A 17,200-nucleotide genomic window follows, 5' to 3' on the forward strand; every position below is an offset into this window, starting at 1 on the left:
CCAGAATTGGAATTTGGAATTTCTAAATTTGGAATTTTCCCCTTTATTCCTCAGTATCTTTTGTTTCTTCTAAATCATTAGATTTTCTTCCCACTTTTATTTTTGGATTATCCTGTGTTCCTGTAACGGTCAACGGAATTCCGAAGATTCCAAGAGGAGGTAAGCCTAAACGCATTTTTAAGTTCAATTTTCCGTCTAAGCTTGTTGTGCCTTCGATTCTTGGTCTGAAGCCTGCAAACTTAAATTTAAAGCGTTCTACGGTCATGATATTGTTCTTAATAGTTGTTTTGATATCAACTTTAGAAAGATCCGGATTTTGCATTGATTCCGAATTTGTTGCTTTGCTTACAGCATTAAACATTTTTAAGCCTCTTACTTTTACGTCTTTTATAGAAAGTGTTCCGCCGCCAACAAGTGATGGGTAAACAGGGTCCATATTAGCGTTTAAGCGGCCTTTTAATTGATAATCTACAGAAACAATTCCTTGTGCTTTTTCGGCGGCGCTTGCCATTTTTCTAAAAACCTCAATCTCATTATAGGCTCTTTTAATATCAAAATCTGACGCTTTAATAGCATAATCAAAATTTGCTTTTTTAGGTGTGATGGCTTGATAATTCGCATTCATAGTAACGGCACAGCCAATTAAATTGAAGCCTGTGTTTTGCATGCTCAGTTTACCTTTGTTCATGCTTAGATTTCCAACTGCATTTAGAAGGTTTAGTTTGTCAAAATTTACTTTTTGAGCATTCGCTGTAAACTGCAAATTCAAATTGGTTGGAATAATAATTACTCCTTTTTGCGCCGGTTGAGATTTAGGTTGAGTCTCTGTTTTGTTTTCTGTAACAGATGTATTTGGCGGAGTGCTCGACATAAACTCATCAGCATTAATATATCGCGACGTGACTTTAAAAGAACCTCTTAAAACGCCTGTATTAGTGGTTACGTAGTTAAAAACGTTTTGCAAATAACCATTCATTCTAAAATCAGATTGGCCGTATGCTGCCAAAAAGTTATTGAAGGACATTTTATCCTGATTGATTTTGAATATACCTTCTTTAATGATGAATTTCTTAGGAAGATATTCTGATGCTATTCCAATGTTTCTAAGTTCAAGTGTTCCTTTGTTGTAAAGTTTGCGGTAATTTCCTTTTTCGGCATCACTTTGTTTTCCTTTCATGACTAAATCGGCTTTTACGAAACCATCAAGATCAAGTCCTTTTTGAGAGAAAACTTTATAGATTTTATTGACATCCAATTCTCCTTTTGCTTTGATGTTGTACGTCAAATCATTGAAATTACTCAAATCGGCTTCTACAAAAACAGGTTTCCCTTCAAAAGTAAATTGAGTTGGTTTCAAGCTTACTTTCAAATCATCAAAAGTTCCTTTTTGGTTCTCAATCTTAGATTTTATTGTAATATTTGTGATCGGATTTGGATAATATGGTGTTTTCAAATAACCATTTTCCAAGTTAATAACTCCATTTGTAACTGGAAGAATTTTGTTTTTTGGATCAAATTTTCCGTTTGCTTTTACATCTCCCGCTAAGTTTCCTTTTAGAACAACATTAGGAATTCCTAGTGCCTGCATTAATTTTCCAAGATCAATATTAGCTTTAAAATCGGCATTAATATCAGGAGTATTTACACCTTTAACATAGAACTTCGATTTTAAATAATCTTTGTTAATGTTTAAAGATAGATTTTTAGCATCGACAATAAGAAGATCCGGATTTAGAGACGGAACCTTGGTTTTAACTTCTAAATTAAGATTCGAAACCGGAAATGCGCTTTTATTATAATTTACAAATCCGCTGTCTATTTTTACATCCAGATTAAGATCCGGAGCTATATTTTCTGAAGCGATATAGTCACCCTTTAAAGTAAAAAGTAAATTGGTATTTCCTTTTAATTGAGTTTTAGAAAGCCAGGTAATGTATTTTGGAGGAAGAGCCGTAAAAACGTCATGTAAGTCGCTATTGTCTGATTTTATGACAAAATCCATATTGTAACCGTCCTTCAAGAAGTTGAATTTTCCTTTAAAATCGACTAAAAGTTGATTGATTTTTAAGTTGTTTTGCTGGAAAAAGAAAGATAACGAGTTTACGTTTACCTTGGTAATCAAATCGGCGTCGACTTTCTTGTTCATTAAATAAGGTTCGCCTTCGTAAACAATATTTAATTTCTCGATTTTGGCTTTTGAATACAAGTCAAAAACGGCTTTATTCAAATCTCCTTTTCCTAAATAATCAAATCCAAAAGCGTCAAAATGAACTTTCGTCGATTTGTCATCGTAAATTATTTTACTGTTTAGAATCTCAATTTTTTCCAGTTTTAAGGCAGTTTCAGAACTGTCTTTAGAAGTTTCAGCTTGTGAAGATGATTTGTAAATGTTGTAATTCGCTTCCCCTTTTTCATTTACTTTTACATTAATAAACGAATCTGATAAATAAATTTGGTCAATTTTCACCTCTTTGCTAAAAACTAAACTTGCCACATTTATTCCAAAAGAAATCTCTTTGGCTGTGATGAATTTCTCGTTTTTATACGGAATTGATCCGTTAAGGTTTAAGTCGCTTAAAGTTAAAGTCAGAGAAGGAAAATGCTGAAAAAACGAAACAGAAACATCAGAATAATTCAATTCTGCACTTAGTTTCTCGTTGGCAATTTTTTTAATTTGCTCCTTAATCGTATCAGCAAAAATAATAGGAGTAAGGAATAATAATCCTATAATAACAACAAAAGTAATTCCCAGGTATTTAGCCGTTTTTAGTAAAATGGACTTTATTTTATTTGTAGACATAACAAGTTGTGGTGTTTATAGGTAAAAAACGAAAACTGAATTTAATAGGGATATTATCCGTGTACGGTTTCGTTTTTTCCGTAATTGGTAATAATAGAACCTTCGTATTCAATCCATTCCTTCCAGCGTTTATCAATATCTATATTGTCAGTATATTTTCTTGCAAATCCTAAAAATGTAGTATAATGTCCTGCTTCAGAAATCATTAAATCACGATAGAATTTTGCTAATTCTTCGTCTTTTATGTTTTCTGAAAGTACTTTAAAACGCTCACAACTTCTGGCTTCAATCATGGCTGAAAATAATAAACGATCGCAAAGTGCATCTTTTCGGCTTCCGTCTTTTTTCATGAATTTAAAAAGCTCATTTACATAATGGTCTTTTCTTTCGCGCCCCAATGTCAAGCCTCTTTTTTTGATAATATCATGCACCATTTGCAAATGCTCTAATTCTTCTCTGGCAATAACAAGCATTTCAGTTACTAATTCTTCTAATTCAGAATTGTAAGTAACTAAACTAATCGCATTTGAAGCTGCTTTTTGCTCACACCAAGCATGATCTGTTAGAATCTCTTCGATATTCGACTCTACAATGTTTACCCAACGTGGGTCTGTCGCTAATTTTAATCCTAACATAATTTATCAGAAATTTGTATTCTGCAAAATTAGTCATTTTTCTGACCAAAAATCAGGAAATATCGTGCAAATGAGCGTAAAAAAGCATTATTTTGTATATTGTAAACAATGAAAATGAATCAAACGAAAAAACTGTTAATTATTGGTTTTGTCTGGCCCGAACCAAATTCGTCTGCGGCTGGCGGCAGAATGATGCAATTAATTTCCATTTTTAAACAAAACGGATTTGAAATTACATTTGCAAGCCCGGCCATGGATAGTGATTTTATGGCAGATTTGTCTGAATTTGGAATAGAGAAAAAATCAATTGAATTGAATAATTCCAGTTTTGATGATTTTATTTTAGAGCTAAATCCGGATGTAGTTTTGTTTGATCGTTTTATGATCGAAGAGCAATTTGGCTGGCGCGTTGCCGAAAATTGTCCAAAAGCAATTCGATTGTTAGATACTGAGGATTTACATTGTTTAAGAACGGCAAGACAGAAAGCATTTAAAGAAAACAGAACTTTCGAATTTCTTGATTTGTTATCTGAAGAAGTTGCAAAACGCGAAATTGCCAGTATTTTAAGATGTGATTTGTCTTTTATTATTTCTGAATTTGAAATGAAAATCTTAAAAGAGGTTTTTAAAATCGATTCAGATTTACTGCATTATTTACCATTTTTGGTTTATGAAATGTCTGAATTGGATCTTCTGAAATTACCCTCATTTGAAGAACGGAAAAATTTTGTTTTCATCGGGAATTTTCTTCATGAACCCAATTGGAATACAGTTCAATATTTAAAAGAGACAATTTGGCCTATAATCAAAATGCAATTTCCGGAAGCAGTTTTGGAGGTTTATGGTGCTTATCCTTCGCAGAAAGTACTGCAATTGCATCAGTCTAAAAATGGATTTCTTATTATGGGAAGAGCCAAAGATGCAAATGAAGTGGTGAAAAATGCGAGAGTTGTTTTGGCGCCAATTCGTTTTGGAGCAGGTTTAAAAGGGAAATTATTGGAGGCGATGCAATGCGGAACGCCAAGTATGACTTCTACAATTGGTTCAGAAGCAATGCACGCAGATTTACCCTGGAATGGTTTTATTACGGATGATATTGAGGTGTTTGCCAAAAAAGCAGTTGAGTTGTATCAAGACGAAAATTTGTGGAAACAATCACAAAAAAACGGAGTTGCGATTGTCAATGAATGTTATCAGCTAAGCAAATATTCTACGGCTTTAGTTGCAAAGATTAATGCATTGCTAAATGATTCTGAAAGCCATCGTTTGCAAAATTTTATGGGAAGTTTGCTTCAGCATCATACGCTGAAAAGTACCAAATACATGGCAAAATGGATCGAGGCTAAAAATAAAAATTAAGCTTCCATTTTTCCAAAACCTACCGTTTCGCGATATAATTGTGGAGAAACATCTGCATTTGTTTTAAAAAATCGACTAAAGTAATGTTCGTCATCATAACCTAGTTCGTATGCGATTTCTTTTACCGTTTTGTTGGTCATGTACAATTCTCTTTTGGCTTCAATTATAATTCTTTCGGCGATTAAATCCGTTAGAGTTTTGTTGAAGTAGTTTTTGGATATTTTAGCTAAGGCTTTCGCCGAAATATTCAACAGATCTGCATAATTTCCGGCAGAATGTTTGGTTTTGAAATTATCTTCGATAGCATCTTTTAAATTTTGAAGAATAAAAGGTTCTTTAGTATTTGGAACCGATTTCATTTCTTCTAATTGCTGATTTTTTAATCGCGAAGCTGTAATCAAAAATATCTTTAAATACGAAACCAACGATTCATATTGAGCAAGATTTGTATTTTGAATTTCTATTTTCATCTGGTCTAAAACCATTCTGAAAGTGGCAGAAGCTTCATCGGTAATTTTAACAAATGGCGGCTGATATACATTATTAAATAAAACGCCGCTGCAGGAAACCTCTTTTTGATGCATGTGTATGCAATAGAAATCCGGATGAAAGTGAATCGCAATTCCTTCAATTGGCTCGTTTATGCAAAGCATAAAAGGTTGATAAGGTGAAAAGGCGAGGAGTGAGTTTTCTTCAAAATGATGCTCGGCAAAATCAGCTTTTACTTTTCCCTTTCCTTTGGTAACCCAAATTATAGAGAAAAAATTATTGCGTTGCAAATGATCAAAGTGGCTGTTGTCACCAAAAGGAAGAAGTTTGAAAGCCAGATTACCAGTTTGCGGGTTTATTAAAGTAAAAACATTCTGATTGCTCATAATAACTGCTTTTTGAAAATATAAAGATAGTCATGAATAAATTCACAACTATCTTTATACATTGTTTTTTGTTTGAATTACTTTTGAAGCTCTAAACTTGGAACTGCCGGGAAATCAATTTCTGTGTTAGCAGTATTATTGAAATAGTTCGTTAAAACATTCAGGGCTACATGCGCTACAGTTTCGGCTAATTCTGCATCTGAAACTCCTGCATTTTTAACTGCATTCACATCTTCATTATTTACTAACCCATTTTTGCTTATTAATGTTTTAGCAAATTGAAGAATAGCTTCTGTTTTTGCATCTGCAGAGTTTCCTGTTCTTGCATCTTGTAAAACTTGTGGATCAGTTTTTAATAATTTTTCTCCAATAAAAGTGTGAGCGGCTACGCAATAATCACATGAGTTTTTTTCTGAAATTGTTAAAGCTAATAATTCGCCAGTTCTTGTGCTTAATTTTCCGTGGCTCAAAGCACCGCTTAAATTTAAATATCCTTCTAATACTGCAGGAGAATTTCCCATTGTTCTCATCATGTTCGGAACAACTCCTAATTTAGCTTGTACAGCGTTGAATAAATCTTTTGTTTTTCCTGTTACTTCTTCTGGGTTTAATGCTGTTAATCGTGTCATCTTATTTAATTTTTTAAAGTTGTTTTTATTTGTTGTCTTTTGACATTACAAAGGTGCAACGATGACAGATTTTAGAACATGGAGAATTTACGCTATGTAATGGACAATTTTCCCGTACTGTAAATCAAATCGAATAGTTTTATCCCGTAGGGATTTCATGTTGGTAGAAATATTCAAGGTATTATAGGCATTTGTCCCGTTAGGGACTACATGTTATTGCGTATTGGTGTAGTCCCTAACGGGACAAATGATCAAAATGAATGTTGTTTTTCTACCAACATGAAATCCCTGCGGGATAAAAAAATCCCCGAATTATCGATATGGATAATCGGGGATATAAACTGTAAAATTGTAAACTGTTTACTGTAACTGAAAACTATTTCAATAAATCTCCAACAGCTTGAACCGTTGTCGCGTGATAACCTGATTTTGCTTTATCAAAAATTTGTTTTGCCCAAACTTTCCCTTCTGGAGTTTTAACAAGTTCTTTATAAAGAGTCATTAAAGATCCCGTTCTGCTGGTTGCGATCATGAATTGCTCGATTGCAGGATAAGCCGTTTTGTATTGATGACGAATTGCCTGAACAAACCATTGGCGTTTGATTACGAAGTTTCCGTTTTTAGTAAAACTGAATTCGGCATCAATTGCAGCCATTTCTTCAGCAGTCATATCAGCTGGTAAATAATCAATAAAATGCTGTTTTTCTGTAGTCGATTTTATTTTTTGACTCAATCCTTTTACGCCTGTTTTTCTCCATTCTTTTTGAATGTTATCAATTGCAGTAAAATCATCAGAATGAACAGAAGTAATATTAGATGGAACTCCCGGTTTGTAAATCCACTCGTCTAGTTTAATTTTATCGGCAAGGGCTTTATCTCCTTTAATAAGATTATCGTTTATATATTTTACAAAATCTTCTGTTGTAATAGACTGAAAAGCATGTGCATCAAAATAATTTTTAATAAACGGATCAAATTTTTCGCGTCCAACAGCTTGTTCAATTACCTTCAGAAAATTGTATCCTTTTACATAGGGAATTTGGCTAATTCCGTCATCAGGATTTCTTCCCGTAAGGCTAACTTTTAATCTTGTGTCTGGATTTGTTGCGCCATATTCGGCAATATTATCGTCTAAGTCTTTACGGGTTAGAACATCTTGCATTTCAGCTTCTTCTTTCCCAAAAATTTCTTCTCCAATTCTGTGTTCTACATAAGTAGTAAAGCCTTCGTTTAACCAAATATCATCCCAAGTTGCGTTTGTAACTAAATTTCCGCTCCAGCTATGACCTAATTCATGCGCCAATAAACTCGTTAAAGAACGATCTCCGGCAATAACGCCAGGAGTAAGGAAAGTTAAATTTGGGTTTTCCATTCCGCCATAAGGGAAACTTGGAGGTAAAACCAATACATCATAACGTCCCCAACGGTATGGTCCGTAAAGTTTTTCGGCAGCAACGACCATTTTTCCTAATTCGGCAAATTCCCAAGCTGCTTTTTTAATTAAAGATGGTTCTGCATAAACTCCGGTTCTGTTGTCTATTGCTTTGAATTCGATGTCTCCAACTGCAATTGCCATTAAATAAGAAGGAATTGCTTTGTCTTGTTTGAAAGTATAAACTCCTGTGTCATTTTTTTGTTGCGGATTTACCGATGCGCTCATTGCGGCCATTAAATCCTTAGGAACTGTAACTTTTGCATTATAAGTAAAACGTACTCCCGGTGAATCCTGACATGGAATCCAGGTACGTGACCAAATACTTTCTCCTTGAGAGAAAACGAAAGGTTTCTTTTTATCGGCAGTTTGTTCCGGTGTTAGCCATTGTAAAGCAACAGCATCTTTAGTTGTGCTATAATAGATGTTTACTTTAGTGGTATTTGGTTCAATAGTAATTTTAAGAGGTTTTCCGTGAAATTCAGCGGCTGCACCAAGTTCAAATTTAGTTTCTTTTTCGTCGTCACCTAAAGTCACTTTAGTAACGTTTAAGGTGTTTTCGTCGAAGATAATTTCGTTTCCTTTGCTGATATTGTCAATTAACCAGGAAGCTTTTCCTGAAATAGTTTGAGTGTCAAAATCGACTTTAATGTCAAGATCTAAATGTTTAACAACGGCCAATTCTGGTTTAGAATAGGAGTGCTCGTCTTTGACAGTCGTGGTTTTTTCTGTCTGGTCTTTCTTCTGACACGCCAGCGCTGTCAAGAATAAAGTTACAAGGATTATTTTTTTCATTTTTAAGAGATGTTGAATTTAAGGATGAAAATTAAACAAAAAATCCCGTTTTGAATAAACAAAACGGGATTTTATTATGAATTACCTTCGATTTAGCTCAGGCTGACAATGAAAATTATGCCAACATTGTAACTGGGCTTTCGATGTATTGTTTTAATGTTTGTAAAAATTGAGCGCCAGTTGCACCGTCAATTGTTCTGTGGTCACAAGCTAATGATAACATCATTGTGTTTCCTACTACAATCTGACCGTTTTTAACTACTGGTTTCTCAACAATTGCACCTACAGAAAGGATGGCAGAGTTTGGTTGATTGATAATTGAATTGAATTCAGTGATACCAAACATTCCAAGGTTAGATACTGTAAAAGTACTTCCTTCCATTTCTTGTGGTCCAAGTTTTTTGTTTTTAGCTCTTCCTGCAAGATCTCTTACTGAAGCTCCAATTTGAGATAAACTCATAGCATCAGTAAATTTCAATACAGGTACTACTAATCCGTCTTCAACTGCTACGGCAACACCAATGTTAACATGGTGGTTGATGATGATAGCATCTTCTTTCCACTGAGAGTTAATTTTTGGATGTTTTTTCAAGGCTAAAGCACAAGCTTTAATTACCATATCGTTGAAAGATACTTTTGTATCAGGAACAGTATTGATTGTCGCTCTTGCGCCCATTGCTTCGTCCATGCTTACTTCGATCACTAAGTTGTAGTGAGGTGCTGTAAATAAAGATTCTGCTAAACGTTTTGCGATAATTTTACGCATTTGAGAGTTTTTGATCTCTTCTGTGAAAACTTCTCCAGCGGGAACAAATACTTTTGGTGCAGCAGGAGCATCAGTTTCAGCTTTTGGTGCAGCAGAAGTTGCTGTTGCGGCTGGTTGTTGTGCTTGCGCAGATGGAGTAAAGTTTTCGATATCGCTTTTTACGATACGTCCGTTTTCTCCGGAACCTTTAACTTGTGTTAATTGAATTCCTTTGTCAGAAGCGATTTTCTTAGCTAATGGTGAAGCTAAAATTCTTCCTCCGTTTGAAGTTTCAGCAACAACTTCTGGTGCTTTTTCAGCAGCAGGAGCAGCTTTTACTTCTTCTGTAGCAGGAGCACTTGCAGTACCTCCGGCAGTATAATTTGCAGAAATTCCAGAAATGTCAGTTCCAGCAGGTCCAATGATGGCTAATAAGCTATCAACAGGAGCTGTACTTCCTTCTTGAATTCCAATGTATAATAATGTTCCAGCATTGAAAGACTCAAACTCCATAGTCGCTTTGTCAGTTTCAATTTCTGCTAATATATCTCCTTCAGCAACAGTATCACCTACTTTTTTCAACCAGGTTGCTACAGTTCCTTCCGTCATAGTGTCGCTCAAACGTGGCATAGTTACTACTATAACACCTTTTGGTAATTCAGTTGCAGCTTTTGCAGGAGCAGCTGTTTCTGTTTTTGCTTCCGCAGCCGGAGCAGCTTCCGCTTTAGGAGCTTCCGTGGCAGGAGCAGGACCACCAGCTAAAAGAGCAGAAATATCTTCTCCTTCGTTACCAATGATTGCTAATAATGAATCAACCGGAGCAGTTTCTCCAGCTTGAATTCCGATATGTAAAAGAGTTCCTTCGTTGAAAGACTCAAATTCCATTGTTGCTTTATCTGTTTCAATTTCAGCAAGGATATCTCCTTCGCTAATTTTGTCGCCTACTTTTTTTAACCAAGTCGCTACCGTACCTTCCGTCATAGTATCGCTCAAGCGAGGCATTGTTACTTTTATCGCCATGATATATTATAGTTTATGAGGTGTGAATGGATAGTCTTCTTGTGCGTATACTACATCGTATAATTGTTGCAATTCAGGATATGGAGATTCTTCAGCGAATTTCACACATTCTTCAACCAGGTCTTTAACTCTTTGGTCAATTGCTTCAATTTCTTCTTCTGTAGCATATTTTTGATCCATAATTACATCTAAAACCTGAGTAATAGGGTCAATTTTTTTGTATTCTTCAACCTCTTCTTTAGAACGGTATAATTGTGCATCAGACATAGAGTGTCCTCTGTAACGGTACGTTTTCATTTCAAGGAAAGTTGGTCCGTCACCACGACGAGCCCTATCAATAGCTTCTGTCATTGCTTCAGCAACTTTTACAGGATTCATTCCGTCAACTGGCCCGCAAGGCATTTCGTATCCTAAACCAAGTTTCCAGATATCAGTGTGGTTTGCAGTTCTTTCAACAGAAGTTCCCATTGCATAACCGTTGTTTTCAACGATAAATACAACTGGTAATTTCCATAGCATCGCCATGTTGAAAGCTTCGTGTAATGAACCTTGTCTAGCAGCACCATCACCAAAATAAGTCATAGTAACTCCGCCAGTTTCAAAATATTTATCAGCAAAAGCTAAACCAGCTCCTACCGGAATTTGTCCACCTACGATTCCGTGACCTCCGTAAAAACGGTGTTCTTTAGAGAAAATGTGCATAGAACCTCCCATACCTTTAGAAGTTCCTGTTGCTTTTCCTAAAAGTTCAGCCATTACACGTCTAGGATCAACTCCCATACCAATTGGCTGTACGTGGTTTCTGTAAGCAGTAATCATTTTGTCTTTGGTCAAGTCCATAGCGTGCAAAGCACCCGCTAATACAGCTTCCTGACCATTATATAAGTGTAGAAAACCTCTAACTTTTTGTTGAATGTATAATGCTGCAAGTTTGTCTTCAAACTTTCTCCAAAGTAGCATGTCTTCGTACCACTTTAAATATACTTCTTTTGTAACTTCTTTCATCTGAATTCTTTCTTTTGCTAAAGTTTGTTTGTGTTATCAATTGTTGCCTATAACGCAAAATAGTTTCCTCCCACAAATTTGCGCCCGAAAGGTCGGGATGCAAAAATAAGACATTCCTATTAAGAAGTAAAATTTAAAAGCCACTTTTTGGCTTTTTTTTACAAGAACTTTTTATCAAACATAAAAGGAAGTAAATTTTTTAGGGATGCCGATTGGTAAACTTCTCCAATTTCGCCCATAAAATAAATTTCGATAGGGGTCTCTTGCTTGATTTCGTATTCTGCAATTGATTGACGACAAGAACCACAAGGCGGAATTGGTGCTGTAGTTTGGTTTGTGTCTGAGGCTGCTGTAATAGCCATTTTTACAATTTTTGCCTCCGGGTAAATACTTCCTGCGTAAAAAATTGCTACACGTTCTGCGCATAATCCTGACGGATAAGCTGCATTTTCCTGATTTGAACCTAGTACTATTTTTCCGTTATCGAGTAATAATGCCGCTCCAACTCTAAATTGTGAGTAGGGTGCGTAAGCTTTCTTGCGGATTTCGATAGCTTCGTTCATTAGGTCTTGTGTGTCTTTTGATAATTCATTTAAACTGTCAAAAACTTTAAATGATGATGTAACGCTTATTTCTTTCATTTCTTTTTATGGGAAAAAAAATCCAAATTTCTAAATAGTTAGAAATTTGGATTGTAATTATTTTTTTAAATTTTTAGGATCTAGTAAACTTCATATTTGTCGCCAAAGTTAAACGTTAAAGAAAAACGAAGTGTGTTTTCTAACGGATTTTTAACTTTTGATGCTGAGAATAGATATGAAACGTCAACTTTTACAACATTGTATTTGAAACCTGCTCCTAGAGAAAAGAATCTTTTTGCTCCTTTTTCAGGGCTTTCATGATAATATCCTAAACGCATTGCAAAAGCATCCTGATACATATATTCTCCGGCAACACTATAAGTGATTTCTTTTAGTTCTTCGCTAAAACCACCCGGAGCGTCTCCAAATGATTTGAAAATTCCAGAAACCCAACCAATGTCATTGTAGTTTTTGTAGTTTATTGAATTCGCTTCTTGCTGAGAAATATCTCCCGGATCTGTAAAGTCTCCGTCTCCGTTTGCATCTACAGGGGTTCCTGGTCCCGGTGGAGTTGGTACCAGAAGTTTAGTGAATTCAAGGCTAAGAGCAAATTTATTGTAGTCGTCAAAAATAAAATCAAAACCACCACCAACTCTTAAATTAGCCGGTAAAAAGTTTGAGCTTAAATCATCATTGTCATAGCTTATTTTTGGACCAAGATTTTGCATGTTAAATCCGGCTCTCCATCTTCCGTTAAAGTCAGAGTAAGCAATTTCTTCAGATTGATAGAATCCGGCAACATCCACTGCGAAAGAACTTGCAGATGATGCGTCAACTTCTTCAGATACAATTTTTAAATTTGAATTAATATAACGTGCTGCTACTGACATTGAGAATGTTTCGCTCAATTTTAGAGAATAAGATCCATCAAGGGTAAATTCATTTGGCGATACTGTTCTGGTAGCTTCACTTGGATCTCCGGTTGTTCGGAGTTCGATATCTCCAAAACCAAAATAACGAAAACTTCCTGCAAAGGCGCTTCGGTCGTTGATTTTGTTGTAATAGGTCACCTGGCCAAGAGAAATATCATTGGCAAGATCTGTCAAATAAGGAGTGTAGCTGATTGAGAATCCTTGCTTATCTACCGAAAAAGCATATTTCGCGGGATTCCACTGTTGTGAGAAAACGTCAGACGAAGTGGCTACTCCCTGATCTGCTAAGCCTGCCGCTCGGGCATCTGCTGCGACTAATAAAAATGGAACTCCAGTTGTAATAGGTCGAACAAGTTCTTGGGCTTTTGCGTATGAAACAATTAAAAAACAAATTAATAAAAGTGATAGTTTTTTCATTTATGTAGCTAATGGTATTTATAATGCAAATATATAGATTATTATAGAATGACAAGCTTTTCGTATTTTTCTGCCTTTTTATTTGTTAAATTGGATTTTACGGTGAGCTTGTAAATATAAACTCCTTTCCCAATTCGATCTCCAAAATCGTCTTTCCCATCCCATGTTATTTCTCTGGATAAAAAACCTTCTGTTGTTATGATTTGGTTTTTTGTCCATACTACTTTTCCGGTAATGGTCATCACTTGAACCTGCACATCAAGCGGTTCGTAAGGTCTGTTGTGAGAAAACCAAAATTGGGTATAAGTCGAAAAAGGATTTGGGTAATTAAGAACGTGTGTTAATGTTAGGGAGTCGTCTCCAACAACTGTAAATTGTATTTCACTTGTTACTGGATTGTTATAAACGTCCCATGCAGTAAAGCTTATAGTATGTAATCCAGGTGCTAAATCTCTTAAGGGGAAACGTAAATTTCCGTTGGTGTAATCGTCTAATTTTGTTTGATAATAATCATTTAAAATGTACGGATTACTTACATCTCCATCTAAAATCGCTACAATGTCATGTCCAATTCCGCTTGCTGTATTGATCCCGTTTTCATCTTCAAGAAAAGCCAATAAAAATGGCGATTCGTTTGTGATTCCACCTGATACAAAAGTTTCATCGTTCATATATAACTTAACTTTTGGATTAATATTGTCCTGAGGTGCATTTTCATTTATTCCTCCTATTTTAATAATGCTGTTGTAGCCGGCTTGGTTTTCCAGGGTCCCGGTTTTCTTTGAGTAAAAACTAATTCTTCCGTTGTCGACAGGAATTCGAATGTCTCTCGGGACAACAAAACTAAATTCGAACTGGCCATTTGTTACTGAGGCGTTTCCTCTAAAAATGGTTTCTCCAAGAGTTTTAAATGACATTGCAGGGCTATATCCATCATTATTTAGGGTAGAAGTTGTGATTAACTTATCGAAAATTGCTGTTGCTAATTCTCCGTTATAATTACTTAAAATAGCATTGTTTTCATCTGTAACTTCTCCTGTAATTTTGATTTTAGCCAAAGATTTAAAATCAGGAATCGTTTGTGAAATCACAACATCATTTACTTTTGTTAAATTTATTCGCGGTTTTGCGATAGCGAGCATTAAAGCAGGATCTCCTATATAAAAAACAACATTACTCGAGGAGCTTGGGTTTTCGTTTTTTGAAATTCGGAGTGCTTCTGCAATTGTGGTGTATTGATTTGATCTGTAAGAAAGTAAATTTTTACTAAGGCTGTCATTGAAATTTTCACCATTAAATTGTCCAATAGCTCTAATTGTCGTTACCATCGAGATTGCGCCTCCTTTTGGATTCCAAAAAGTATATTCGCCTGCTGTTGGCCTTGTTGGGTCGTCGAATCGCGAAAATTCGCAGGTAATGGTTATAAATAAAGGATATTTGTATTGATTGTTTAGGTTTTGTCCGTCTGCTTTTTCCCAAATTCTTTCGCTAGCCAAGCCGTCTTCGCCACCGTGTCCCAGATAATTGAAAACTAAAGCTCCTTTTTCGAAAGCATCAAATAAATCTGTTTTGGCTTTTGGATATCGCGAACCTCCTGCGGAAGCTTCCTGAGTATAAGAATCCAGAATTATTTTGTCAATATTAAAAAAAGGCTTTTCGGTGCCAATAACATCCGCAAGATTGTTTTGACGTGATTGTATGGTTGCATCCGAGCTTTGGTCAGAATCATCGCTGATTAAAACAAAATTGTTTCTCCAATTACCGTAAGATTTAGAATCGTGATATTCTAAAACTTTATTGACCATTTCTGCGGCTTGTGAGTTGTTTGATACTAACATTCTTCCCACTGCAATATCAATTCCTCCAAAAAATGAAATAATATTTCCTTCATCAGGATCCATAAGTCCGTAAAAATCGTCTGAAGCAAATGATGCTTCTCCAGTTGAATTGCTAATTATAGAATGATATATAGGTACAATGTTGGTATTGTTCGAAATTCGGTCTTTATAGTCGTAAGAAGCGTCTCCGAATAAATTCACATATTTTATTTTCCTTTCTGTAGAAGAAGCATTTTCGTAGATGTATTTTATGCAGTTTCTAATGGCCGAAATATCCTGTTTTCCTGAAGAGAATTCCTGATAGATATTTTCTAATGAAATCACTTTTACATTCAAATGAGAATAAGTTCTGTGAAAAACAGCTAATTTTTCTGCTTGAGATTGTAAAGATTTGGGTGTGATAATTACATAATCTATATCTTGAAAGCTATTTTGGGTGTTTTTAAAAAGAGTTCCTTTTAGATTTTGGTTTGCGATTTTTGATTGACTTTCTTTTAAAGGTGTAAAATAATCTGATGGATCAACAGCAATATATTTTCTAATTTCTCCCAAAGTAGCCTTAAAGCTAAAAGTGGCTTGATTTGGATTTTCAATTTTTGATACATTATATAGGTCTGTAATGTCCCATATTTGAGAAATTCCCGCTGCGTTTCCGATGGTGTAATTTACAATTCCGGCAGTTGAACCCGCTAAGTTGTATTGAAATTTAAATTGTTTACCAAAACCAAGAAGTTTTCTTTTTGCAGTTAAATTGATATAATCCAGATATCCTTTTGATCCGGGAACGCCATTATTGTTGTAGGTTAGTTTGATTTTTATATTGTCAGTGCCAGTAAATGTACTGTTTGAAGGAAGTTTTCCGTTGTAGAATTTTATGTCAGAACTCGCTGCCAATGCATTAAAATTAATGATGCCAACATTTTGTCCATTTGTAAAAACAGTAAACGAAGTAGGTGTGTAGGCTGCTGAAGCTGCGTTTAGCTCTATCTTTATAGGAGTAGAAGTTTCAAGATTAGGAAAATTGAACTCAAATTCCTGTTCTTGATTAATATCGAAGGATTCTCCGAGCCATTCACGTCCTAAATGAGCAATGTTTGTTAAGTCGACTTCGTGATATTGATAGTCGTCAAAAGTTGTTAGGTTCAGTGTGCTGTTTCCTGTAGGCTGATTAATATTTGAAATTCGTTTTCCGTCAGCTCCAACAGCGGTAATATAATAGTAGGATTTTGTGTCAAACAAGTTAAGATTGGTTTGGCTTTCGGTATTCCAATTTCCAATTCCTTCAGCATAAAAAAGAATGTAATCTTCATTATTAAAAACGCCATCGCTTTCCCCTATAATCTGAATAGCATTTTCTGTTAAATCGTCCGGATAATAGATGTTGTTGGCAAGAGGAAGCATTTGACCTCCGTTTCCGTAAATTTTTATTCTTTTTGGATCAACTTTACTCGGATCAAATCCTAAGCTTTGCAAAAATGATTTCGAAATTCTGTAAATACCGGATTTTTCAACATAAAATCGATACCAATCACCAGTAGCTAAGACAGAATTTGATATAATATTTGCTTTTTGAAAAGAAGAGCTATTACTGTTTTTTGATGTTGAGTTATTTGAAGAATAGGAGAATGATTTAATTCGCTTAAAGCTGTTTCCTTCTTTTATAATAGGATATAAAGAGAGAAAAGTTTGCTTTCGGTCTCTTGAAGTGACTGTTTTGATAGTCTCATTTGGCTTTTCAGGGATGTTTTCTTTTGTTAAATCTCCTAAGTCTGCAATTGAGATTGATTCGTAGACGATGTTTGTTACTTGCACAGAATTTACCTCCGAGACACCTGTTTCATTCAGGTTAAGTAATAATGTTATGTTTTTTTTTGTAGTGTCGTAACGAAAACTGCTCCCTGAAAAGAAAGGAATCGTCGTTTTTGAATCGCCAAAACTCATCTCTCTTTTATTTTGCCAATCTAATGTAAAGCTTCCATTTATCTGGGAAAATGAGATAAAAGGGATTAAGAAAAAGTAAAAGATTAAGGCTTGTTTCATCAGCTGGGGATAGGGTATTAATTTAAAATTATTTTAGTAAGTAAAAATATAGTATTTCATGTTATAGTAAATAATAAAAAGTATATTTTTGCGTTCG

The 17,200-nt window shown here is 35.1% G+C and carries 11 protein-coding genes; 1 reads left to right on the top strand and 10 read right to left on the bottom strand.

The genetic code is table 11. From position 1 onward, the window contains the following. Nucleotides 1–43 precede the first annotated feature (43 nt). Nucleotides 44–2,800 carry an AsmA-like C-terminal region-containing protein gene (locus LPB88_RS01310; protein WP_230712007.1) on the bottom strand — a complete coding sequence of 919 codons (2,757 nt, stop codon included), beginning with the start codon at nt 2,798–2,800 and terminating at the stop codon, nt 44–46. A 53-nt stretch (nt 2,801–2,853) separates the two neighbouring features. Beyond that, nucleotides 2,854–3,435 (bottom strand): tRNA-(ms[2]io[6]A)-hydroxylase, encoded by a 582-nt coding sequence (locus LPB88_RS01315; RefSeq protein ID WP_230712008.1) that lies wholly within the window; start codon nt 3,433–3,435, stop codon nt 2,854–2,856. 114 nt (nt 3,436–3,549) lie between these two features. Between LPB88_RS01315 and LPB88_RS01320 the strand changes: the two genes are divergently transcribed. Next, nucleotides 3,550–4,794: a glycosyltransferase gene (locus LPB88_RS01320; protein WP_230712009.1), complete on the top strand. Its 1,245-nt coding sequence runs from the start codon at nt 3,550–3,552 to the stop codon at nt 4,792–4,794. On the opposite strand, the gene LPB88_RS01325 is transcribed toward LPB88_RS01320, so the two are convergent. The 8 genes from LPB88_RS01325 to porU form a co-directional block, all read right to left on the bottom strand. Then, the gene (locus tag LPB88_RS01325; RefSeq protein ID WP_230712010.1) at nt 4,791–5,669 is read right to left on the bottom strand and encodes a helix-turn-helix domain-containing protein; all 879 of its coding nucleotides are present in this window, start codon (nt 5,667–5,669) and stop codon (nt 4,791–4,793) included. The genes LPB88_RS01320 and LPB88_RS01325 overlap by 4 nt on opposite strands. A 77-nt stretch (nt 5,670–5,746) precedes the next feature. Continuing rightward, nucleotides 5,747–6,298 carry a carboxymuconolactone decarboxylase family protein gene (locus LPB88_RS01330; protein ID WP_230712011.1) on the bottom strand — a complete coding sequence of 184 codons (552 nt, stop codon included), beginning with the start codon at nt 6,296–6,298 and terminating at the stop codon, nt 5,747–5,749. Nucleotides 6,299–6,674: 376 nt separating this feature from the next. Further along, on the bottom strand, nt 6,675–8,525 hold the full coding sequence (locus LPB88_RS01335) for a hydrolase/aminopeptidase (RefSeq protein ID WP_230712012.1): 1,851 nt from the start codon (nt 8,523–8,525) through the stop codon (nt 6,675–6,677). A gap of 115 nt (nt 8,526–8,640) precedes the next feature. Beyond that, entirely contained in the window at nt 8,641–10,290 is a 1,650-nt protein-coding gene (locus LPB88_RS01340; RefSeq protein ID WP_230712013.1) for a pyruvate dehydrogenase complex dihydrolipoamide acetyltransferase, read from the bottom strand. Between the two features lie 6 nt (nt 10,291–10,296). Further along, complete coding sequence (gene pdhA, locus LPB88_RS01345) at nt 10,297–11,295, bottom strand: pyruvate dehydrogenase (acetyl-transferring) E1 component subunit alpha (RefSeq protein WP_026983801.1); 999 nt, start codon at nt 11,293–11,295, stop codon at nt 10,297–10,299. A gap of 158 nt (nt 11,296–11,453) precedes the next feature. Continuing rightward, entirely contained in the window at nt 11,454–11,936 is a 483-nt protein-coding gene (gene cdd, locus LPB88_RS01350) for a cytidine deaminase (RefSeq protein WP_230712014.1), read from the bottom strand. 80 nt (nt 11,937–12,016) lie between these two features. Beyond that, nucleotides 12,017–13,225: a type IX secretion system outer membrane channel protein PorV gene (porV, locus tag LPB88_RS01355; protein WP_230712015.1), complete on the bottom strand. Its 1,209-nt coding sequence runs from the start codon at nt 13,223–13,225 to the stop codon at nt 12,017–12,019. Nucleotides 13,226–13,266: 41 nt separating this feature from the next. Next, nucleotides 13,267–17,103, bottom strand: coding sequence for a type IX secretion system sortase PorU (porU, locus tag LPB88_RS01360; protein WP_230712016.1), 3,837 nt, complete (start codon nt 17,101–17,103; stop codon nt 13,267–13,269). Nucleotides 17,104–17,200 lie beyond the last annotated feature (97 nt).

This window comes from Flavobacterium sp. JAS (assembly GCF_020991455.1).
Classification (GTDB): domain Bacteria; phylum Bacteroidota; class Bacteroidia; order Flavobacteriales; family Flavobacteriaceae; genus Flavobacterium.